Source organism: Aeromonas crassostreae, from assembly GCF_054052445.1.
The window spans coordinates 1-21674 of record NZ_JBSTYM010000007.1 but is presented as its reverse complement, the minus strand read 5'-3'; the positions used below and the strand labels follow the sequence as shown (position 1 = coordinate 21674).

Sequence of the window (21674 nt, the reverse complement as noted above, 5' to 3'; positions counted from 1 at the left end):
CAAAATTCTTCCAATCAACATTGGTAACTAAGAAAAACCATGTTCCGTAATCAACCATCCTAACCACTGCATTTGGCAGCTTCCAATGCTCGCAGCTGTGTCAGGCGATCACTCGCCTTTTGTCTTGCCTCAGTCTTAGCAATTCCATTGCCAATACCGAAATCGCCTAATGCACCAAGGACTGTCTTACCATCAAACTCACCAGTACGTTCAATCTCTGCCTGAATGCTACGAGTTTTGGCAATTTCCACGTTGATCGCCTGGCAGTCAAATACAGCTGACTCTTCGGCACTAACCAAGGGGGCTTGAGGGTACTGCTTGGTTGCACATGCAGCGAGTAAAAACGTTGAGAATACAGCCATCCATAGCTTCATATTCATATCATTTCATCCTTGGTTTATTCAGCCAATCAGGATTATTCCTGATTGGCTGAGACACAGTATCAACCGTGGGTATGGTCACCGCCCACCGCCAGATTCTGCTCTTTCAGGGCACGAATGCGGCTGGCCAGGGTGTAGAGGCGGATGAAGCCTTCGGCATGGCTCTGGTCGTACACCTCATCGGCGCCGAAGGTGGCGAAGTCTTCGGAGTAGAGGCTGTTGCCGGAGCGCTTCTGGGTCGCGCTCACCTGGCCCTTGTACATCTTCAGCACCACTTCACCGTCCAGATCCTCGGCGATGGCATTGGCGGACGCCAGCACCGCCTTGCACAGGGGGGTGAACCAGCGGCCGTCATAGACCAGGTGGGAGAACTCGGCACCCAGCTTCTCGCGCCAGGCGCGGGTGGGCTTGTCCAGCACCAGCTCTTCGATGGCGCGCAGGGCCGCCATCATGACGGTGCCACCCGGGGTCTCGTAGCAGCCGCGGGACTTCATGCCCACCAGACGGTTCTCTGTGATGTCGATGCGACCGACGCCGTGCTTGCCGGCACGCTCGTTCAGGGTCACCAGCACCTGATAGGGGCTCAGGGGCTGGTCGTCCACGGCCACGATCTCGCCCTGCTTGACGGTCAGCTTGACGTATTCCGGCTCATTCGGTGCCTGCTCCGGGGAGACGGTCCACTGCCAGACCGCTTCGGACGGCTCGTTCCAGGTGCTCTCCAGCTCGCCACCTTCGGTGGAGATATGCCAGGCGTTGGCGTCACGGCTGTAGATCTTCTTCAGGGTCGCCTTGCAGGGGATGTTGCGCGCTTCCAGATAGGCGAGCAGCTCTTCACGGGAACGCATGTCCCAGATGCGCCAGGGGGCGATCACTTTCAGCTGGGGCGCCAGGGAGGCCACGGCCCCTTCGAAACGCACCTGGTCGTTGCCCTTGCCGGTGCAACCGTGGGCGATGGCGTCGGCCCCTTCGGCCTTGGCCACTTCCACCATGGCCTTGGCGATCACCGGACGGGCCATGGAGGTACCCAGCAGGTAGGTGCCCTCATAGATGGCGCCCGTCTTCAGGGTCGGATAGACGTAGTCCTTGACGAACTCTTCCTTCAGGTCATAGACCACACACTTGGCGGCGCCGGAGGCCAGGGCCTTCTCTTCCACCCCTTCCAGATCGTCTTCGCCCTGACCGACGTCGGCAACGAAGGCGATGATTTCGGCGTTGTAGTGCTCTTTGAGCCAGGGAATGATGGCCGAGGTATCCAGTCCGCCCGAGTAAGCCAGTACTATCTTGTTGATTCCGCTCATTTACTTCTCTCCATGATCAATCTTGAAAACATTAAAAACAGGGTCGGTCGCTCATTTGTGACCCAGCAGGGTCAGCAGCACGGCGTTCTGGATATGCATCCGGTTCTCTGCCTCGTCCAGAATGAGGGAGGCGGGGCCATCCATCACTTCCGAGGTGATCTCCAGTTCCCGGTGGGCCGGCTGGCAGTGCAGCACATGCGCGATGCCGGTCCGGTCGAGCAGGGCCTGGTTGATCTGATAAGGCATGAAGATCTCTTTTACCTGTTCCATCGGGGTGTTGTCACCCATGGAGACCCAGGTGTCGGTATAAACCACGTCAAAGCCTTCGATATCGGCGACGTCATCGCTGATATGGATGGTGGCCCCCGACTCGGCCGCCAGGGCCTGAGCCTCGAGGAAGATCTGGGTATCCGGGCCGTGACCCTTGGGGCAGATCAGGGTGACGTCGGTGCCGAGCGTCGCCCCCAGCAGCAGCAGGGAGTGGCTGACGTTGTTGCCATCGCCGAGGTAGGCGAGCTTCACCTTGGACAGATCGTCGTAGTGCTCGGCGATGGTCATGAAGTCCGCCAGCCCCTGGCAGGGGTGGTAGAGGTTGCACAGGCTGTTGACCACGGGCACGGTCGCGTACTGCTGCAGATCAACCAGCGTCTGGTGATCGAATACCCGGGCGACGATGGCGTCACACCAGCGGGACAGGTTGGCGGCAAAATCCTGCACGGATTCCCGCTTGCCCAGGGCCCCGTTCTGCTGATCCAGGTAGACGCTGTGGCCACCCAGCTTGGCGATGCCGATGTCGAAGGTGACCCGGGTACGCAGGGAGGGCTTCTCGAACAGGGTCACCACCGCCTTGCCCGCCAGAGCATGGGCATACTTCTTGGGATCGGCCTTGACCTGTTTGCCCAGGGCTATCAACGCCAGGATCTGGGCCTTGCTGAGGTCGCTGTCTTTGAGCAGGTGTTGCATCGAATCGTCCTTTTGTCGTGCCTTAGAGGGTAACCTGGGTGCCGATGGCGGCGCCGCCAAGCAGCTGGAGCAGCTGATCCGGGTAGCGCCAGCTGGCGACACAGACCGGCTTGCCCAGGGTCTCTGCGGCATGGAGCGCCGCCTTCACCTTGACCGCCATACCATCGGTGATGACCCCTTTCTCCATCAGATCCAGCGCCGTCTGTTTATCGAGCTGCGGCACCAGCTTGCCCTTGCCATCCAGGATGCCGCTCACATCCGACAGCATCACCAGGTCGGCGCCCAGGGCTTCGGCAATCGCCGTGGCCGCCTGATCCGCGTTGACGTTCATCAGCTGACCCTCCGCCGTGATGCCGATGGAGCTGATGACCGGCAGGAACTGCTGGGAGAGCACCCCCTGCACCAGGGCCGGGTTGCCCGGGGTGCAGTCGCCGACCGCGCCGAGCTGCGGATCCAGCTGCACCACCTGGCACAGGCCGCCATCGGCCAGGCACAGGCCCACGGCCGGGATGCCGCAGGCGATGGCCTTGGCCATCATCTGCTTGTTGGCGGTACCGGCCAGGGCACCGGCGATGAAGGGGATCTGCTCGAACGGGGTCACCCGCAGGCCGTTCTTCTTGCTGGAGGTCATCCCCAGCCCCTTGAGCAGATCATCCACCAGGCAGCCACCGCCGTGCACCAGCACCAGGGGTCTGTGCTGATCGTCCAGGAAGGTTTTCAGGGTGGCGAACAGGGCGGTCAGGGCCTCGTCGTTCTCGATGAGGGCACCACCCAACTTGATTACCAGTGTCTGTTTGTCCATTTTCTTCACCCTTCCTTAAATCAGGCCCGTGGCCGGTTCAAAACCAAACTTGATGTTCACGCACTGGATGGCCTGGGAGGCCGCCCCCTTGAGCAGGTTGTCGATGGCGGAGACCACCACCAGCATGTTGCCCTGCTGCTGCCAGGCCAGATCGCAATAGGGCGTACTGGCCACGCCACGGATGGAGGGCATCTGGCCGGTGAGGCGCACCAGAGGCTTGCCTTCGTAGGCGGCGAGATAGGCCTGATCCACCTGCTCCGGGGTCACGTCGTCCGCCAGCTGCACGTAGATGGTGGCCAGGATGCCGCGCACATAGTTGCCAAGGTGAGGCTGGAACAGCACCCCCTTGCCCAGGTGGTGGCTGATCTCCGGCTGATGCCGGTGAGTGAAGGTGCCGTAGGGGCTCAGGCTCACCTCGCAGAAGCTGGTATTGACCGCTGCCTTGCGCCCGGCGCCCGAGACACCGGAGACCGCATTGATGATGGGCTGCCACTCCGCCTTGATGAGACCCGCCTGCTGCAGCGGCTTGAGGGCGCACAGGGAGGCGGTGGGGTAGCAACCGGGCACCGCAATCAGCTGGGCGGCGTTGATCGCATCGGCATTCCACTCCGCCAGACCATAGGCCGCCTGGGCGAGCCACTGCTCGTTCTCATGGGTGAAGCCGTAGTAATCCTGATAGAACTGCTGATCCTGCACCCGGAAGGCGCCGGAGAGATCGAACACCGGCAGCCCCTTGGCCAGGAACTTGGGGGCGAGCTCGGCGCTCACCTCGTGGGCGGTGGCCAGCAGCACCAGGTCGGCCTGGGTCAGGATCCGGGTCATGCCGTCTTCGTCCAGGGGCAGCAACGGCTGATCCAGCTCCCCCACCCACTGGGGATGCAGAGAGGAGAAACGCTTGTGAGCGTCCTGGCTGCCGGCGGAGACATAGAGGCCGAACAGCTTGAGTTGAGGGTGGTTCTGCACCAGGGCGGCCAGCTCTGCTCCCGCGTAGCCACTGGCACCGACGATAACGGTGTTAAGCATTGATCGATTCCAAAATCTGAGGTCTGGGTTCACAGCATGATGCTGCATAAAGATTAAGAGGCCATGAATCGCCTCTTCTGCCTTGCCAGGCAAGGGGCGATGAGCTGGCTGGCTCACGCGGAGACAATTCAGGCGGGGTTGCGTCGTCGGTGATAGATCAGGTGACAGAACATTGACTTTCCCTTACAACTAGAGCCTTATCGGTGAGCGCAAGAATAGAATATTCATTCACTCAGTTTGCATTTGTATTTTCTAACAGAAACCTTCCTAGGGTGCAAGGAGGAGCTAGTGGCCAATCAGGATTTTTTTTCACTTTATAAGAATATTATTGCAATTCCTTCCATCAGCAGCACGGATCCCAAGTGGGATCAGAGCAACGAGGGGGTGATCCGACTGCTGGCGGACTGGTTTGGCCAGCTCGGCTTTCGCTGCGAAGTGACGGCCCTGCCGGATCTGCCCGGCAAGTTCAATCTGGTGGCGACCTATGGTCAGGGAGAGGGGGGGCTGCTGCTGGCGGGCCATACCGATACGGTGCCCTTCGATCAGGGCGCCTGGCGCAAGGATCCCTTCAAGGTGACCGAGGAGGGCAACCGCCTGTACGGCCTGGGCACCATCGACATGAAGGGCTTCTTCGCCTTCATCGTGGAGGCGCTCAAGGATATCGATCTCAAGACCCTCACCAAGCCCCTGCGCATCCTGGCCACCGCCGACGAGGAGACCACCATGGCGGGGGCCCGCGCCATTGCCGCGGCGGCCGAACTCAAACCCGACTATGCGGTGATCGGCGAACCCACCGGCCTGGTGCCCGTGGTGGCCCACAAGGGCCACATGTCCGAAGCCATCCGCATCACGGGCAAGAGCGGTCACAGCTCGGATCCCGCCAACGGCGTCAACGCCCTGGAGATCATGCACCAGGCCATGGGCCAGGTGCTGAGGCTGCAGCAGAGCCTCAAGGATAAGTATGCAGATCACCGCTTCAAGGTGCCCCAGCCGACCCTGAATCTGGGCTATATCCAGGGGGGCGACAGCCCGAACCGCATCTGTGGCTGCTGCGAGCTGCACATCGACATGCGCCCCACCCCCCAGGTAGGCCCGGAGGAGCTGATGGGCCTGCTCAAGGAGGCGCTCTCCCCCATCGAAATCCACCAGCCGGGCTGCCTGCACCTGCAGCACCTGCACGAACCCATCCCCGCCTATGCCTGTGACGCCGATTCCCAGCTGGTACGCGAGGCACAGCAGGCGAGCGGCCGGGCGGCGGAGTCGGTCAACTACTGCACCGAGGCCCCCTTCATCCAGCAGCTGGGCTGCCAGACCATAGTGATGGGCCCGGGCCACATCGCCCAGGCCCACCAGCCGGACGAATACCTGGATCTGTCGTTCGTCGAGCCGACCAAGTCGGTGCTGCAACACCTGATCCGCCGCTTCTGCTGCTAGGCCAGGGCCGGGCTCCGGCCATCAACACGACTCACCCGGCGCCGTCACAATCAAAGGGGCGGGGTGAGGCGGCTACCGAGCGCAGGGAGGCGCAATCTGATATGTAGGAAAGTTACATGACAGAAGGCGGGACAAACGGACTCGGTCCAGTACCAGGTTCATCGAAAATACATGTTCTTAATCGGCCTGTTATTTGACCTCGCGCAGACATTCTGGGTAGATTGTCCCCCTAAGATGACGGAGCATATGTTGTAATCGCACAACAATAAGTGAGGCTGTCTCTCACCTTGGAAGGAGAGAGGCACCAACCAGAATAAGGATGTGGAATGAACGAAAAGTACGCCGCTCTACGGGCCAACGTAGGCATGCTGGGCCAGCTGCTGGGTAAATCCATCAAGGATCATCAGGGACAGGCTTTCCTCGACAAGATCGAAACCATTCGTCAACTGGCCAAGTCCTCTCGCAAGGGCAACGAGGCCGACAGGGATCGCCTGCTCGACACCCTGCGCACCCTCTCGGACGACGAACTGTTGCCGGTGGCCCGCGCCTTCAGCCAGTTCCTCAACCTGGCCAACGTGGCCGAACAGTTCCACACCATCTCCCGCCGCAGCGAAGAACAGGAGTGCAACCCGGATCCCCTGGAGCAGATGTTCGCCAAGCTCAAGGCGTCCAACCTGTCGCAAGAGGCCATCATCCAGGCGGTGCGCGAGCTGGATATCGATCTGGTGCTGACCGCTCACCCCACCGAGGTGACCCGTCGCACCCTGATCCACAAGCATGTGCAGCTCAACGACTGCCTGGAGGCGCTGGAGCTCTCCGATCTGCTGCCCCGTGAGCGGGACAAGATCCTCAATCGCATCGAACAGCTGGTCAATCAGGCCTGGCACACCAACGAGATCCGGGTACAGCGCCCCACCCCGGTGGACGAGGCCAAATGGGGCTTCGCCGTGGTGGAAAACAGCCTCTGGCCCGCGATCCCCGAATTCATGCGCAACCTGGACGAACGGTTGCAGCAACACCTGGGGGTGCGCCTGCCCCTGGACGCAGCCCCGGTCAAGTTCACCTCCTGGATGGGGGGCGACCGTGACGGCAACCCCTTCGTCACCGCCAAGGTGACCGCCGAGGTGCTGGAGCTGGGCCGCTGGATGGCGGTGAGCCTGTTCTACAAGGACATCAAGGAGCTCACCTCGGAGCTCTCCATGTCCGACTGCACCCAGGCGGTACGCGATCGCGTCGGCGACAGTGCCGAACCCTATCGCGCCCTGGTGCGCGAGCTGCGCGAGCAGCTGCGCGAGACCCAGGAGTACCTCACCGCCAAGGTGCAGGGCCAGGTGAGCGAGAGCCGGGATCTGGTCAAGACCACGGCCCAGCTGCGCGAGCCCCTGGAGCTCTGCTACCACTCATTGCACGCCTGCGGCATGGGCAACATCGCCGATGGCATGCTGCTGGACGTACTGCGCAAGCTGGCCTGTTTTGGCATCCATCTGGTCAAGCTGGACATCCGTCAGGATGGCGAGCGCCACGGCCAGGTCTTCTCCGAGCTGACCCGTTATCTGGGCATGGGGGACTACGCCGAGTGGAGCGAGGACGACAAGCAGGCCTTCCTGCTGAACGAACTGAACTCCCGCCGCCCCCTGCTGCCGACCGACTGGACGCCGAGCGACGAGACCCAGGAGACCATCGACACCTGCAAGGTGATCGCCGCCCATGATCCGGATGCGTTCGGCATCTACATCATCTCCATGGCGGGCGCCCCGTCGGACGTGCTGGCGGTGCAGCTGTTGCTCAAAGAGGCCGGTTGCACCTTCCGCATGCCGGTCGCGCCGCTGTTCGAGACCCAGGAAGACCTGATGGCGGGCACCGCCGTCATGGATCGCCTGCTGTCGGTGGACTGGTATCGCGGCTACATCCAGGGTCGCCAATACGTGATGATCGGCTACTCGGATTCGGCCAAGGATGCGGGCATGATGGCCGCCGGCTGGGCCCAGTACGCCGCCATGGAGTCCCTGGTGGCCCTGGCCGAGACCAACAAGGTGCGCCTGACCCTGTTCCATGGCCGCGGCGGCACCGTCGGTCGCGGCGGCGCCCCCGCCCATCAGGCGATCCTCTCCCAACCGCCGGGATCCCTGCGCGGCGGCCTGAGGGTCACCGAGCAAGGGGAGATGATCCGCTTCAAGTTCGGCCTGCCCAAGGTGGCCATCAACAGCCTGAACCTCTACACCAGCGCCGTGCTGGAGGGCAACCTGCTGCCACCGCCCAAGCCCAAAGAGAGCTGGCGCACCGTGATCGAGCAGGTGGCCGAGTCCTCCTGCGAGCACTATCGCAGCATAGTGCGCGGCCACCCGGACTTCGTGCCCTATTTCCGCGCCGCCACCCCGGAGATGGAGCTCGGCAAGCTGCCGCTCGGCTCCCGCCCTGCCAAGCGCAAGCCCAATGGCGGCGTCGAGAGCCTGCGCGCCATCCCCTGGATCTTCGCCTGGACCCAGAACCGGCTGATGCTGCCGGCCTGGCTCGGCGCCCACCAGGGGCTGCAACAGGCCATCGACAACGGTCACCAGGCCGTGCTGGAAGAGATGAGCCGCCAGTGGCCCTTCTTCCGCACCCGCCTCGAGATGCTGGAGATGGTGTTCCTCAAGGCCGACAGCTGGCTGGCGGAGTACTATGACACCCGCCTGGTGCCGGAGAACCTCTGGCCGCTCGGCAAGCAGCTGCGCCAGGAACTCGCCGACGCCGCCGATGTGGTGCTGGCCCTGCGCCCGCAAGGGGACCTGCTGGACGATCAGCCCTGGATCAAGGAGTCCATCAAGCTGCGCAACCCCTACACGGATCCCCTCAACGTGCTGCAGGCCGAGCTGCTCAACCGCTCGCGCCGCGACCCGGAGTCCCTGCACGAGGAGATAGATCAGGCGCTGATGGTCACCATCGCCGGTATCGCCGCCGGCATGCGCAACACGGGTTGATGGCTGGCAAACGGGCAATCACATAGTCAAAGGGCGCCAGATTGGCGCCCTTTTTCGTTCCATGGATCCTGTGTGTCCTGCTGACCACAGACCCTATGCGATCCGGTTGCGCCCCCGCCGCTTGGCCTCGTAGAGGCGCTGATCCACGCATTGCAGCCAGTCGTCCATGCAGCGATAACTCATCTGGTAGGGGGTGATGCCCGCGCTGATGGTGACGGCAATCTCCTGGCGCTGATGCAAGAAGGGGTGGTTCGCTATCTGCTGGCGGGTACGCTCCATGATGCCGTGGGCCGCTTCCAGCGTGGTGCGGCGCAGCAGCATGATGAACTCCTCCCCACCAAAGCGGGCCACCAGATCCTGACTGCGCACCGTCTGCATCAGCAACTGGGCCAGTTCCCTGAGTACGGCATCTCCGGCAAGATGGCCGTGTTCATCGTTGATCTGCTTGAAGAAATCGATATCGATCAGGGCCAGACAGCAGGCCTCCCCCTCGGCGGGGTGGCGCTGGATGTGCTCTAGCAAGAGGTTGGCCTGGCTGAAGAAGCTGCTGCGGTTGGGCAGCTTGGTGAGAAAATCGTGCTCGGCATTGAAGCGCAGCACCCGTTCCATCCGGCTGCGCTCATCTTCCAGGTTGCGGGCATGGATCAGGGTGCCGAGGGTGGTGGTGAGCGGCTCGAGCAGGGTGACCAGGGCCTCGTCGAAGCCGCCGGGACGATTCGCCAGGGCTATCATGCCGATGGCCTCCCCCTTGTGGCGGATCGGGATGCCGAGGAAGCTGTCCAGATGGGGATGGCCATGGGGAGAGACGCCGCGGCTCGCCGGGTGGCGCGGCAGATCGTTGCAGCACACCAGGGTGTTGTGGGTCACCACATGACCGAACAGGTTGTCGAGCTTGCTGAAGATGAGCCCCCCCCTTTCCTGGCGCTGCTGCTCGTACCAGGCATGGGTGGCCTCATCCCAGGAGACATTGGAGATGGAGGGGATATAGAGGCTGAGCCCCTTCTCCTCGTGCTGGACTATGCCGATGAAGCCGTAGGCGCTCTGGCTCACGCTCAGCAACCGCTCGAACACGGTGTCGCAGGCGGAGGCGAGGTTGCGATCGAGCAGAAAACTCTGATGGGCGGCGACTATGATGTCGAACAGCTGGCTCTGCTGCTCGACACGCAGCTCGGCCAATACCTCCGAGGTGATGTCGTGAGCCAGCTTGATCACCCCGAGCAGCGAGCCCGCCTCGTCGGTGATGGCCGTGTAGGTGGCATGGATCCAGACGCTCCTGCCGCTGCGCATGATGCGGCGGCACTTGCCGGCATAGATCTCGCCGCAGAGCACCCCCTGCCAGAAACGGCCATGTTCACCCCGTTGCTCGGAGGGAACCAGCAGGAGATGGGACTGGCCGATCAGCTCCTCGGGAGCGTAGCCGAGGATGGCACAGAACCTGGGGTTGACCGACACAATGCGACCGCTGAGATCGAACGCGACTATGCCATAGGCGCGGTCGATCGCGGTCAATCTGGCCTGGGCATCATAACGCCCAAGCGCGTCGGTATCCTCATCGGGAGGACGGATCACGGGGATATTCATGGCTACGATTCCTTTCGATAGTCCACATATAACCACAACTGGCATAGGCACGCGGGGCTGAGACCCCAGAGCATAGGTGCGAACATTCGACTGCGCTAATGTTGGTCGCCCCGGGAGGCGGCCAGGGGCGCGGGCCACTTGCCATGCCAGCCCCCTGAGCGCACACTCTCTGACCTTGTCGCGATTCAAGGAATCTCCATGACCCCCGCAATCAACCTGCTTAAAAAGCTCAAGATCCCCCACAGGCTCTACCCCTACGAGTGTGAGGCCCACGACGACTTCGGCAAACATGCCGCGGCCCAGCTCGGCCTGCCCCAGGCTCAGGTGTTCAAGACCCTGCTCGCCCATCACGACAAGCAGGCGGTGGTGGCCATAGTGCCCTCCTCCGGTATGTGCAGCCTCAAGCAGCTCGCCAAGGCCACCGGGCTCAAGAAGGTGGAGATGATGAAACCGGCCGATGCCGAGAAGCTGACCGGCTACAAGGTGGGGGGCATCAGCCCCCTGGCCCAGAAGAAGCCGCTGCCGACCGTGCTGGACGACTCCGCCATGGCGTTCGACGAGATCCTGGTGAGCGGCGGCAAGCGCGGCCTCTCGGTGGGGGTGGCGCCCAAGGACATGATTGCGCTGCTGAAGTGGCTCGCCGCCCCCATCGGCGAGCCCCACGAATAAGCGCCGCGAATAAGCCCCACGAGCGAACGCCATGGACTGCATGCCCCAGAGCAAGGCACGAGCGAGCGCCATGGGTCGGCGCCATGGCTGGGCAGCTTGCAGCATGAGAGAGGCCCCGCAAGCGGGGCCTCTTCAGCTTTGCCAGTCAGGCGGGACCACAGACTATGGCGTCACCCGGCAGGCGGCGGTCAGATCCGATAGCCGCAGCCGCTGGCGCCCCTGTGCGTCGAAGTTGGCGTCGTCCAGCCAACGCTCGAAGCCACGCTGCAGGGCGGGCCATTCGCCGTCGATCACCGAGAACCAGGCGGTATCCCGGTTGCGCCCCTTGTCCACCCTGGCCTGGCGGAAGGTTCCCTCATAGCTGAACCCCAGCCGCAGTGCCGCCTGACGGGACGGCACGTTAAGCCCGTTGCACTTCCACTCGTAGCGGCGATACCCCAGGGCGAAGGCCCGCGCCATCATCAGCGCCATGGCCGCCGTGGAGAGGCGGGTGCGCTGCATGGCGGGAGAAAAATGGAGCCAGCCCACCTCCATGCTGCCCGCCTGGGGGTCGATGCGCAGGTAGCTGGCCAGCCCCAGCGCCCGGCCGCTCGCCTCATCGACGATCGTGTAGAACTGGGGATCCTCCTTGGCGGCGCACTGCTGCAACCAGGCCAGCATGGCCGGCTCGTCCGCGAAGGGGCCGCTGGTAAGGTAGGTCCACATGGCGCCATCATCGGCGGCAAAGGCCTGCCAGAGCGAGGGGCAGTGGCGCGCGGGATCCAGGGGCTCCAGGCGGCAGCCCCAACCACTCATGACCTGATGGGGAGGGAATTCGGCCCCCGCCCAATGTGCCAGCTTGGCGCCGACCGCCTGACCGAAGCCGTTTATCTCCACCTCAGCAGCCACAGTCGCTCCCCCCTGCCAGCAGGCGACCGGGCGCCTGGCCGGTGGCGACGGCAAAGCCGTCCTGGCGCCACCAGTGCAATCCGCCGATCAACTCCTTCACCTTGAAGCCCAGGGCCGCCAGTTTCAGGGCGCCGCGGGTCGAGCCGTTGCAGCCGATGCCATCGCAGTAGCAGACATAGACGAGATCCCGATCCAGGGAGGCCGTGCTGGCCGCGTCCATGGTGCGGTGGGGCAAGGAGAGGGCGCCGGGAATATGGCCCTCGGCATAGTGCCCCGGGGAGCGGGTGTCGATGACGACGATGGCGGCCTCCCCCGCCAGCAGGTCGGCGGCGAGATCGGCCGGGTCGGTGCGATAGGCGAGCTGGTCGGTAAAGAAGCTGACGGCAGCCTGGGGGCTGGCCAATCCGGTGGCGAGAACGGCACTCATGGTTATCTCCCTCTACATGATGCGGGTGGTCAATGAGCCTAATCTAGCGCCATAATGGCCCTGCCAAGATAGCCAATTCTGGCAGACAGACCAGACCAATTCACCACCCGGAGCCCACCATGCCCGCCCTGCCGACCCTGTTCGCCAATCTGCAGCAGGGGGACTTGCCACTGCACGAGCAGCTGGTACGCGCCCTGCGCACCGCCATCCTGGCCGGTCAGCTGCCCCTCCACAGCCGCTTGCCCGCCAGCCGGGCCCTGGCCCGGGATCTCGCCCTGTCCCGCAGCACAGTGGAGCTGGCCTACGCCAGGCTCGAGGCCGAGGGCTATCTGGTGCGCAAGGTGGGGGCCGGCAGCTTCGTCGCCATAGCACCGCGCCAGACGCCCCCCAGGTCCGCCCCGCTCAGGGCGGCGCGATCCCTTTCCCGGCGCGGCGAGGCCATGCAGGCCAGCGGCAGCTGCCGCGAGGAGGTCAACCCCAGGCCCAATTTCGGGGCGGGTCAGGCCGATGCCCTCGCCTTCCCCGGCGAGCTGTGGGGCAAGCTGTTGCAGCAGCGCTGGCGCCGGGAGGGGGAACAGCTGATGCGCTACGGCGATCCCCAGGGACTGCCGGCCCTGCGCGAGGCCATCGCCGGCTATCTGATGCAGTCGCGGGGAGTCAACTGCGATCCGGAGCAGATCCTGATCCTCACCAGCTCCCAGCAGGGGATCCAGCTCGCCGCCCAGCTGCTCACGGATCCGGGGGACTGCGTCTGGCTGGAGGAGCCGGGCTACCCAGGGGCCCGCAGCGCCATGGTGAGCGCCGGGGCCAGGGTGCATCCCGTGCCCGTGGACGAAGAGGGGCTCAATCCGGTCGGATCCTTGCCCGCCCCCAGGCTCATCTACTGCACCCCCTCCCACCAGTATCCCCTCGGCATGGCCATGAGCCTGCCAAGGCGGATGGCGCTGCTGGCCGAGGCGACGCGCCACAACGCCTGGATCATAGAGGACGACTATGACGGCGAGTTCCAGTATGACCAACGTCCGCTCCCCGCCCTGCAGGGGCTGGACAGCCAGGGGCGGGTGCTCTACGTTGGCACCTTCAGCAAGGTGCTTTTCGGATCCCTTCGCCTCGCCTATCTGGTGCTGCCCCACGCCCTGATGGCCCCCTTCTGCCAGGCCCGCGCCGCCATCGACGGCCACAGCAACCAGCTGTTGCAGGGGGTGACGGCCGACTTCATCCAGGGAGGACACTTCGCCGCCCACCTGCGCCAGATGCGCCCCCTCTACCGCAGCCGCCGCGACCTGCTGGTGGAGACCCTGGCCAGCCAGTGCCCGGCCCTGACCCCCATCCATACCGGCGCCGGCTTGCAGCTGTGCGCCCTGCTCCCCCCGGGGGAGGAGGCGCGCTGGACGGCCCGGGCCAATCGCCAGGGGCTGGGGCTGCGCCCCTTGAGCGACTTCTACCTGACCCCGCCAGACGCGGCGTCGCCGCCCCGCCACGAAGGCTGGCTGCTCGGCTATGGGGCGCTCGACAACGCCAGCCTGCGCCAGCTCTGCCGCGCCCTGGGCCGGCTGATGGCCCAGGCGCCGGACGATCCGGCTCAGCCCGGGGGTTAGGCCGACCCTCCCTGCTGACGCTCTCGGCAAAGGGCCAGCCAGGCCTCGGCACTGCGGGAGAGGTAGCGGCCCCTCGGCCAGATCACCCCGAGCCGCCAGCTCATCTCCGGCAACAGGGGGCGCAGGATCAGGCCATCCTGGGTCAGGCGGCGGCAGACGGGTTCGGGCAGGAAGGCGACCCCCATGCCGCTGCGCACCATGGCGGTGAGAAAATCCCACTGGCTGCTGCGCGCCGCCACCTGGGGGGTGAATCCCTCGGCGAGGCAGGCCTGTTCGATGCGCTCGCTCAGGGTGAAGGCCTGGGTGTAGAGCAGCAGGGGCTCTTCCCGCAGATCCGAGAGGCGCACGCAGGCTCGCTCGCGCCAGCGGGGCTCGGCGGGCAGCACCAGCTGGATCGGGTAGCAGTCGAGATCCAGGGTCTCCAGCTCGGCCGTCTCCCGGGCCGGCAGCATGGTGATGGCGAGATCCAGCTCCCCCTCCAGCACCGCCTGCTCGATGCGCCGACCGCCATATTCGACGATGGAGAGCTCGATGGCGGGGTAGCGACTGCGATAGCGGCGAATGAGATCCGCATAGACGTGGCCTACCATGGGGGGCATGCCCAGGGCCAGCCGTCCCCCCTTGAGGCTCTGCAAGTCCGCCAGCTCCGTCTCCAGCTGCTGCATCTGGGCCAGTATCTCCTGGCCCCGGGCGAACAGCACCCTCCCCCCGTCGGTCAGGGTGAAGCGGCGGCCCACCCGGCTGAGCAGGGGCTGGCCCAGCTCCTCTTCCAGGTTGCGGATCATCTTGCTGATGGTGGGCTGGGTGACGAACAGCCGCTGGGAGGCGCGGGTGAAACTCTGCTCGCGCACCAGCTCGACGAAGTAACGCAGGGCTCGGATATCCATGGACTCTCTCCGCTGATGGGGGCTATATCATGCCAATTTGGCATGATTTTGATAATTTAAATTCATTTTTTGCAGGTTTGTCCCGGCGCTACACTGGTGCCAGTCTCAACAACCGGCCCGCCCCCATGTCACTGCCCTCCTGGTTGCTCACCCCCTTGCAGGTCGCCCTGCTGGCCGCCATCTGGTGGCTGGCCGATGGCGCCGTGCGCCTGTTCCACCTGCCCCTGCCCGCCAACCTCACCGGCATGCTGGCCCTGCTCGCCCTGATCCTGCTCGGGGTGGTCAAGACCCGCTGGTTCAGTGCGGGATCCCGCTGGCTGCTGGCGGAGATGCTGCTGTTCTTCGTGCCCGCCGTGGTGGCCGTGGTCAACTATCAGGAGCTGATGCTCCATCAGGGGGTGCGGATCCTGCTGGTGATAGGGCTCAGTACCGTGCTGGTACTCGCCACCACGGCCCTGGTGGTGGACAGGGTCTACCGGCTCGAGCTCAGGCTGGCCCGCAGGCATCGCCGCCATGACTAGCCAAGCCTTGAGCCTGCTCTGCCTGGCGCTCACCCTGCTGTTCTACTACCTCAGCAAGTGGCTCTATCGCCGGGTGCAGATACTGCCGCTGATGCCGCTGCTGCTGGCCCCGGCCCTGCTGGTCGCCCTGGTGCTGCTCTGCCACATCCCCTACGAGGCCTATATGGCCGACAGTCACTGGCTGCTCTGGCTGCTGGGCCCGGCCACGGTCGCCTTCGCCATTCCCGTCTACGAGAACCGGGCCCTGATGCGCAAGCACTGGCTCTCCCTCTCCCTCGGGGTGCTCGCCTCCGTGGTGATGGCGGTGGGTAGTTCGGTGCTGCTGGCCCGCTGGTTCGGCTTGTCGGATCTGCTGCAACGCAGCCTCGCCATGCGCTCCATCACCACGCCGTTCGCGGTGGAGGCGAGCCGGAGCGTCGGGGGCCAGAGCGATCTGACCGCCCTGTTCGTGGTGCTGACCGGGGTGATCGGCATGGCGGTAGGGGAGTGCGTGCTGCGCCGCCTCGCCATCCGCAGCCGGCTCGGCAGGGGGGCGGGCTTTGGCGCCTCGGCCCACGGGGCGGGCACGGCCCGGGCCTATCAGATGGGCAAGGAAGAGGGGGTGGTCGCCAGCATGGTGATGATGATCGCCGGCATGGTGACTGTGCTGCTCGCCCCCCTGCTCGGCCAGCTGCTGTGGTGAGCGCGCCCCGAAGCGGCGCCATGATCCGGGGCTCTTCCCCAGGGAGCAGGAGCAACAAATAGGGCGCCATAAGGCGCCCTTTTGTCGTTCCTTGCCCGGCCTCACAGCGCGGCGCAGATCTGCCACAGATCGTACTGGATGGCCCCGGCGGTCACCTCACGCCCCGCCCCCGGCCCCTGGATCACCAGGGGATTGGTGCGGTAGCTGTCGCTCTCGATGGCGAACACGTTGTCGCAGGGCAAGAGGTTCGCGAACGGGTGGTGGGGCTCCAGCGCCTCCAGGCCGACACGGGCCTTGCCCCCGCGCTCGATGCGGGCCACGTAGCGCAGCACCTTGCCGACCCGGCGCGCCCCCTCGAAGGCGGACTGGATGGGGCCGTCGAGCTCATCCAGCCTGTCCATGAAGCCCTCCACCGACAGCGGACGCAGGGCCAGGGGCACCAGGTTCTCCAGCGCTATGTCGGCGGAGTCCAGCTCGAAGCCCGCCTCCCGCGCCAGAATGAGCAGCTTGCGGCGCACGTCCTGGCCGGAGAGATCCTCCCGGGGATCCGGCTCGGTCAGCCCCTGCTGCCAGGCCGCGTCTACCAGCTCGGAGAAGGGGCGGCTGCCGTCATATTGCTGGAACAGCCAGGAGAGGGTGCCGGAGAAGATCCCCGAGACCCCCTGGATGGGGTCGCCGCTCTGGCGCAGCATCTGGATGCTGGACTGGATCGGCAGGCCGGCCCCCACGGTGGCGTTGTAGCGCCACTGCACCTGATGGTCGCGGCAGCTCTGCTTGATGCGCTGGTAGAACTCGCTCTCGGCGGCGCCGGCGAACTTGTTGGCGGCGATGATGTGGCAGCCGAGCTGGGCAAAATCCGGGTAGTAGCGGCTCACCGTCTCGCTGGCGGTCAGATCCAGCGCGATCAGGGCGTCAAAACTGTGCTGCTCCAGCTGGGTCAGCAGCTCGGGCCAGATGAGGGGGCTGGGCTCGAAGTGCTTCTGCACCCTGATGGGATCCAGCCCCTCCTCGTCCAGCAGGCCCCCCTGGGAGTTGAACACCCCGTACAGGGTGAGCGCCACGTTCAGCTCGCGCTCGAGGCGGGCCTGCTCGCGGCCATAGAGGCTGAGCCACTGGCTGCCGATGTTGCCCTTGCCAAACACCACCAGGCCGACCCGGGTCGGGCGGCTGAACAGGGCGCTGTGCAGGGCGATGAGCAGGGGCTCGAGTACCACCTGACGCAGCACGGCCACCAGGCTCAGGCCGTCTCTGGCCACCTGGACGAACTCCTGGGGCTGATCCGACAGCAGCTGGTAGAAACGGTGACACTGCTCGGCGTTGTCGGTCACCCCGGCACCCACCAGGGCCACCAGGCTGTAGCCCTCCTTCTGGATCAGGCCGGTGAAGTTGCCCTGCAGCTGGAAGTCCCGCAGCAGATCATAGGCGCCGACCGCCACCTCCAGGGTGTAGGCCAGGCGCAGCACCCGCCGATCCGGCTGGCGTTGCAGGGTGAGGGGGCTCAGGCGATGGCGGGCCAGGTGGGCCTCTATGGTCTTGACCGCCTGGTCGAAGTCCCCCTGGGCCAGCACCTTGAGTTCGATCAGGGCTATCTGATCCACCGAGCTGACGATGCGGGCCCCGTTGCTGCGCGGCGCGCGGCGCAAGATGTGGGTGCAGCCCTCGTCGGGGTTGTAGCTGCAGCGCAGGGTGAGGCGCTGGCGGCTGTCGGCCACCGGTTGCAGGGTACGGGAGTGGAGCACGGAGGAGCCCAGGCGGGCCAGCTCGTTGGCCTCGGCCAGGCTCAGGCGCTCCAGCAGGCGCGCCTCCTTCACCCGGCGCGGATCCGCGCTGTAGACCCCGGCCACGTCGCTCCAGATGGTGGTGGATTCGCCCTCCGCCAGCAGGGCCAGGAGGCTGGCGCTGTAGTCGGAGCCGTTGCGCCCGAGCAGCAGGGAACGTCCCTCCATGTCGGCGGCGATGAAGCCGGTCACCACGATGCGGCCGTCATGCTCGGCCAGACGGGCCTTGAGCAACTCGCTGGAGAGGGCCTCGTCCACCTTGACCAGGGCGCCATCCTCGGCGCGCAGGAAGCTGCGGGCGTCGAGCCAGATGGCGGGTTCGCCCCGGCTGGTGAGCAGGGCGGCCAGCAGGCGCGCCGACCAGACTTCCCCGAAGGCGAGCAGGCCGTTGCGCTCGAAGCGGTCGAACTGCCCCTCCAGCGTCTGGCCCAGGCGGCCGAGATCCCCGTTGAGCTGCTCGGTCAGGCTCTGGTGCAGCTCCCCCTCCAGCAGGCCGTCGATCAGCCCCTGCTGGTAGGCACGCAGGGCATGGAGGGCCTCACCGGCCGCTTCGTCCCCCGCCTCGGCCAGCTCCACCAGCTGGATCAGCCGGTTGGTGGTCTTGCCCGCCGCCGACACCACGATCAGCTCGCTGCCATCTCCCTGCTGTTCGACGATGGCCGCCACCCGGCGATAACAGACGGGGTCGGCCAGGCTGCTGCCGCCAAACTTGTGTACCTGTCTATGCTTCACCCCTGCCGTCACGGCAACCTCCTCCACGCTGTCTCGCTTGTTGTTCACTGCTGCCTGCCCACTCAAGGGGGCGTTCTGCTCGGCCTGACTCATTTCGCCGCCTCCCGCTCTGCCGCCGCCAGGGCCTGGGCCAGATCCGCCACCAGATCCTCGCCGTGCTCTATGCCCACCGAGATCCGCAGCAGCTGGGGACTGATCCCCGCCGCCTGCTGGGCCTCGGCGCTCATGGCCCTGTGGGTCATGCTGGCCGGGTGAGCCACCAGGCTCTCCACCCCGCCCAGGGACTCAGCCACCGAGAAGTAGTTGAGGGCGCCGAGGAAGGCCCGCAGACCCGCCTCGTCGCAGTCGAGCTCGAAGCTCAGCATGGCTCCGAAGCCGGATTGCTGGCGACGGGCTATCTCGTGGCCGGGGTGGCTGGGCAGGCTGGGGTGATAGATGGTCTTGACCAGGGGCTGGGTCTGCAGGAAGGCCAGAATGTGCTGGGTGTTCTCCTGATGGGTGCGCAGGCGCGGCCCCAGGGTGCGCAGGCCGCGCAGGGTCAAATAGGAATCGAAGGCGCCGCTGGTCAGCCCCAGGCAGTTGGCCCACCACAGCAGGCTGTCGGCCAGCTCGGCCTCCTTGGCGATGGCGACCCCACCCACCACGTCGGAGTGACCATTGATGTACTTGGTGGTGGAGTGGACCACCAGATCGGCCCCCAGGGCCAGGGGTTGCTGCAACAGCGGCGAGAGGAAGGTGTTGTCCACCGCCACCAGGGCGCCCACGGCGTGGGAAGCCTCGCAGATGGCCGCCACATCCACCACCCGCAGCAGCGGGTTGGAGGGTGTCTCCACCCACACCAGCCTGGGCCCCTCGGCCAGGGCGGCGGCCAGGGCCTGCTCGTCCCCCTGATCGACGAACTTGACGCGATAGTTGCCCTTGGCGGCCAGGAATTCGAACAGGCGCCAGGTGCCGCCGTAACAGTCATGGGGGGCGATCAGCAGATCCCCCGCCTGCAGCAGGGCCTGGGTCACCAGATGGATGGCCCCCATGCCGGTGCCGGTCACCACGGCGCCCGCCCCCCCTTCCAGGGCGGCCAGCGCGTCCGCCAGATTGCCACGGGTCGGATTGCCGGAGCGTGCATAATCGTATTGACGGGGCACGCCGAAGTCGGCAAAGGTGTAGTTGCTGGAGAGATAGATGGGGGGCACCACGGCGCCATGCTGGGTATCTGTCTCTATGCCGGTGCGCACCGCCAGGGTTGCCTTGTGGGTCATCTCTCTCTCCTCATCCTTGCGCGAGTCCACTCTCGCCATTGCCCGAGACATTACGCCACCCCAAGAGGGCCGTCAACACTTCTAGACGTCTAAATGGCTTTGCTGTTGGATTGCCATTGAATTCCTTAAGGGTTAAAATCCGCGCTCAAGGCCAAATGAGAACAGGTGAATCATGGGTACAGAGTGGAACGGCGACTACGTCAGCCCCTATGCGGAACACGGTAAGAAGAGTGAACAGGTCAAGAAGATTACCGTCTCGATCCCGCTCAAGGTGCTGAAGGTGTTGACCGACGAGCGCACCCGTCGCCAGGTGAACAACCTGCGTCATGCGACCAACAGCGAGCTGCTCTGCGAGGCCTTTCTCCATGCGTTCACCGGTCAGCCGCTGCCCTGCGACGACGATCTTCGCAAGGATCATCCGGACAGCGTCCCGGCAGAAGCCCGCGCCATCATGGAGGCCCTGGGCAAAGAGATCGAAGACTACGACGCCGAGTGATCTGGCGGCCCATGGCAGATGATCTTTCCCCTTCGATGACGCGGCCTTGTGCCGCGTCATCCTTATCCAGCCCCCCGTTCAGCCTGCGCCGCTACCAGAGCAACATCCAGAGCCACAGTCACGACCATGCCCAGCTGGTGATCCCCCTGGACGGCCCCCTCGAGATCGAGGTGCAGGGTCAGGGGCGGCGCCTCGCCCCCGGCTTTGCCTGCATCATAGCCCCGGGCCTGCGTCACGACTACGCCGCGGATCCGGCGCTCTCGTTTCTGGTGCAGGAGAGCCTCTGGCTGCCGGAGGCCCTGGGCGAGCGCCCCTTCATCCCCCTGGACGAGCCCCAGCGCCACTACCTCGCCTTCCTCCATCAGGTGGTGCGCCAGGGTCGCCACGTGGCCGGCATGGAGCAGATCTGGCTGAGCCTGCTGGCCCAGGGTCAGGGCATGGGCCCCGCCCTCACCCCGCGCATGACAAGAGTGCAGCGCCACATCGAGGCCCACCTCGCCGAGCCCCTCGGCAACGGGCGGCTCGCCGCCATCGCCTGCCTCGGCCAGAGCCAGTTCAAGCACGCCTTTCGCCAGCAGTTCGGCCTGAGCGCCTCCCGCTACATCCGCGGGCGGCGCATGGCCCTGGCGCGCACCCTGCTGGCCCAAACCGCCCTGCCCATCGGCGAGGTGGCCAGCCGCTGCGGCTATCAGGATCAGGGGGCCTTCGCCGAGCGCTTCCTGGCCGAGACCGGCCTCACCCCCACCCGCTGGCGCCGGCAAAACGGCCACTTGCCGTAACCGGTCGGCTCTTTGCCGAAGACAATCCCCGGGCATTCGAGGCATGCTGAGGCTCATGCAAGGTATGGGCAACGAGGAGCCAAGATGCAGACCATAAGCTGGCAGCAATTCGAGATGGTGGAGCTGAGGGTGGGCACCCTGGTGCGGGTCGAGCCCTTCCCCGAGGCGCGCAAGCCCGCCTACAAGGTGTGGGCGGATTTCGGCCCCGAACTGGGGGTGCGCAAGAGCAGCGCCCAGATAACGGATCTCTATCGCCCCGAGGATCTGGTGGGACGCCAGATCGTCGCCGTGGTGAACTTTCCGGCCAAGCAGATAGGCCCCGTCCAGTCGGAGTTTCTGCTGACCGGCTTCTACCGGGCCGATGGCGCCGTGGTGATGGCCATCCCGGAACAGGCGGTGGAGAACGGCGCCAAGCTGGGCTGATGGCCCCATGAAAACAGAGAGGCGACCCCGGGGTCGCCGGGGGTGGTTATGGGCGCCGCGCAATCTGGCCGCCCCGCCCGCCGTGAGTGCACAGGGC

Annotated in this window: 20 protein-coding genes; 9 read left to right on the top strand and 11 right to left on the bottom strand. The window is 65.2% G+C overall.

Going from position 1 to position 21674, the window contains the following annotated elements; genetic code table 11:
• Positions 1 to 59: 59 nt before the first annotated feature.
• The 5 genes from ACW5W4_RS07335 to argC form a co-directional block, all read right to left on the bottom strand.
• Positions 60 to 380, bottom strand: coding sequence for a hypothetical protein (locus ACW5W4_RS07335; protein WP_005891802.1), 321 nt, complete (start codon positions 378 to 380; stop codon positions 60 to 62).
• Positions 381 to 442: 62 nt separating this feature from the next.
• On the bottom strand, positions 443 to 1678 hold the full coding sequence (locus tag ACW5W4_RS07330; RefSeq protein WP_042000966.1) for an argininosuccinate synthase: 1236 nt from the start codon (positions 1676 to 1678) through the stop codon (positions 443 to 445).
• A gap of 51 nt (positions 1679 to 1729) precedes the next feature.
• The gene (locus ACW5W4_RS07325; RefSeq protein ID WP_427261962.1) at positions 1730 to 2641 is read right to left on the bottom strand and encodes an ornithine carbamoyltransferase; all 912 of its coding nucleotides are present in this window, start codon (positions 2639 to 2641) and stop codon (positions 1730 to 1732) included.
• Positions 2642 to 2663: 22 nt separating this feature from the next.
• Positions 2664 to 3443 (bottom strand): acetylglutamate kinase, encoded by a 780-nt coding sequence (gene argB / locus ACW5W4_RS07320; protein ID WP_408793550.1) that lies wholly within the window; start codon positions 3441 to 3443, stop codon positions 2664 to 2666.
• Positions 3444 to 3458: 15 nt separating this feature from the next.
• A complete protein-coding gene (gene argC, locus ACW5W4_RS07315) occupies positions 3459 to 4466 on the bottom strand; it encodes an N-acetyl-gamma-glutamyl-phosphate reductase (RefSeq protein ID WP_427261963.1) in 1008 nt (335 codons plus the stop codon).
• Positions 4467 to 4754: 288 nt separating this feature from the next.
• Between argC and argE the strand changes: the two genes are divergently transcribed.
• Both argE and ppc read left to right on the top strand, forming a co-directional pair.
• On the top strand, positions 4755 to 5900 hold the full coding sequence (gene argE / locus ACW5W4_RS07310; protein WP_456688932.1) for an acetylornithine deacetylase: 1146 nt from the start codon (positions 4755 to 4757) through the stop codon (positions 5898 to 5900).
• A gap of 326 nt (positions 5901 to 6226) precedes the next feature.
• The gene (gene ppc / locus ACW5W4_RS07305; RefSeq protein ID WP_456688931.1) at positions 6227 to 8860 is read left to right on the top strand and encodes a phosphoenolpyruvate carboxylase; all 2634 of its coding nucleotides are present in this window, start codon (positions 6227 to 6229) and stop codon (positions 8858 to 8860) included.
• Positions 8861 to 8953: 93 nt separating this feature from the next.
• Here the strand turns inward: ppc and ACW5W4_RS07300 are convergent, their stop codons facing one another.
• Positions 8954 to 10441 (bottom strand): sensor domain-containing diguanylate cyclase, encoded by a 1488-nt coding sequence (locus tag ACW5W4_RS07300; RefSeq protein WP_456688930.1) that lies wholly within the window; start codon positions 10439 to 10441, stop codon positions 8954 to 8956.
• 198 nt (positions 10442 to 10639) lie between these two features.
• On the opposite strand from ACW5W4_RS07300, the gene ybaK reads away from it, so the two are divergent.
• Positions 10640 to 11110, top strand: a complete 471-nt coding sequence (gene ybaK / locus ACW5W4_RS07295; RefSeq protein ID WP_427261968.1) for a Cys-tRNA(Pro) deacylase — start codon at positions 10640 to 10642, stop codon at positions 11108 to 11110.
• A gap of 162 nt (positions 11111 to 11272) precedes the next feature.
• On the opposite strand, the gene ACW5W4_RS07290 is transcribed toward ybaK, so the two are convergent.
• Both ACW5W4_RS07290 and ACW5W4_RS07285 read right to left on the bottom strand, forming a co-directional pair.
• Complete coding sequence (locus ACW5W4_RS07290) at positions 11273 to 11998, bottom strand: GNAT family N-acetyltransferase (RefSeq protein WP_456688929.1); 726 nt, start codon at positions 11996 to 11998, stop codon at positions 11273 to 11275.
• The gene (locus ACW5W4_RS07285) at positions 11988 to 12425 is read right to left on the bottom strand and encodes a rhodanese-like domain-containing protein (protein WP_408793529.1); all 438 of its coding nucleotides are present in this window, start codon (positions 12423 to 12425) and stop codon (positions 11988 to 11990) included. The genes ACW5W4_RS07290 and ACW5W4_RS07285 overlap by 11 nt, the downstream gene beginning before the upstream one ends.
• Positions 12426 to 12544: 119 nt before the next feature.
• Between ACW5W4_RS07285 and pdxR the strand changes: the two genes are divergently transcribed.
• Complete coding sequence (gene pdxR, locus ACW5W4_RS07280; RefSeq protein WP_456688928.1) at positions 12545 to 14023, top strand: MocR-like pyridoxine biosynthesis transcription factor PdxR; 1479 nt, start codon at positions 12545 to 12547, stop codon at positions 14021 to 14023.
• Here pdxR and ACW5W4_RS07275 read toward each other — a convergent pair.
• Positions 14020 to 14910, bottom strand: a complete 891-nt coding sequence (locus tag ACW5W4_RS07275) for a LysR substrate-binding domain-containing protein (protein ID WP_456688927.1) — start codon at positions 14908 to 14910, stop codon at positions 14020 to 14022. The two genes, pdxR and ACW5W4_RS07275, sit on opposite strands and share 4 nt — an antisense overlap.
• 125 nt (positions 14911 to 15035) lie before the next feature.
• On the opposite strand from ACW5W4_RS07275, the gene ACW5W4_RS07270 reads away from it, so the two are divergent.
• On the top strand, positions 15036 to 15431 hold the full coding sequence (locus tag ACW5W4_RS07270) for a CidA/LrgA family protein (RefSeq protein ID WP_408793523.1): 396 nt from the start codon (positions 15036 to 15038) through the stop codon (positions 15429 to 15431).
• Complete coding sequence (locus ACW5W4_RS07265) at positions 15424 to 16113, top strand: LrgB family protein (RefSeq protein WP_427261973.1); 690 nt, start codon at positions 15424 to 15426, stop codon at positions 16111 to 16113. The genes ACW5W4_RS07270 and ACW5W4_RS07265 overlap by 8 nt, the downstream gene beginning before the upstream one ends.
• 101 nt (positions 16114 to 16214) lie before the next feature.
• Here ACW5W4_RS07265 and ACW5W4_RS07260 read toward each other — a convergent pair whose 3' ends face one another.
• Together ACW5W4_RS07260 and metB are read right to left on the bottom strand one after the other, a co-directional pair.
• Positions 16215 to 18716, bottom strand: a complete 2502-nt coding sequence (locus ACW5W4_RS07260; RefSeq protein WP_456688926.1) for a bifunctional aspartate kinase/homoserine dehydrogenase II — start codon at positions 18714 to 18716, stop codon at positions 16215 to 16217.
• Complete coding sequence (metB, locus tag ACW5W4_RS07255; RefSeq protein WP_456688925.1) at positions 18713 to 19879, bottom strand: cystathionine gamma-synthase; 1167 nt, start codon at positions 19877 to 19879, stop codon at positions 18713 to 18715. Before metB ends, ACW5W4_RS07260 begins: the two co-directional genes overlap by 4 nt.
• A gap of 172 nt (positions 19880 to 20051) precedes the next feature.
• Here metB and metJ point away from each other — a divergent pair, with 172 nt between their 5' ends.
• The 3 genes from metJ (at position 20052) to ACW5W4_RS07240 (ending at position 21577) form a co-directional block, all read left to right on the top strand.
• Positions 20052 to 20375 (top strand): met regulon transcriptional regulator MetJ, encoded by a 324-nt coding sequence (gene metJ, locus ACW5W4_RS07250; protein ID WP_042001009.1) that lies wholly within the window; start codon positions 20052 to 20054, stop codon positions 20373 to 20375.
• 35 nt (positions 20376 to 20410) lie between these two features.
• Positions 20411 to 21154 (top strand): helix-turn-helix domain-containing protein, encoded by a 744-nt coding sequence (locus ACW5W4_RS07245; RefSeq protein WP_456688924.1) that lies wholly within the window; start codon positions 20411 to 20413, stop codon positions 21152 to 21154.
• Between the two features lie 84 nt (positions 21155 to 21238).
• Positions 21239 to 21577, top strand: coding sequence for a tRNA-binding protein (locus ACW5W4_RS07240; protein ID WP_456688923.1), 339 nt, complete (start codon positions 21239 to 21241; stop codon positions 21575 to 21577).
• Positions 21578 to 21674 lie beyond the last annotated feature (97 nt).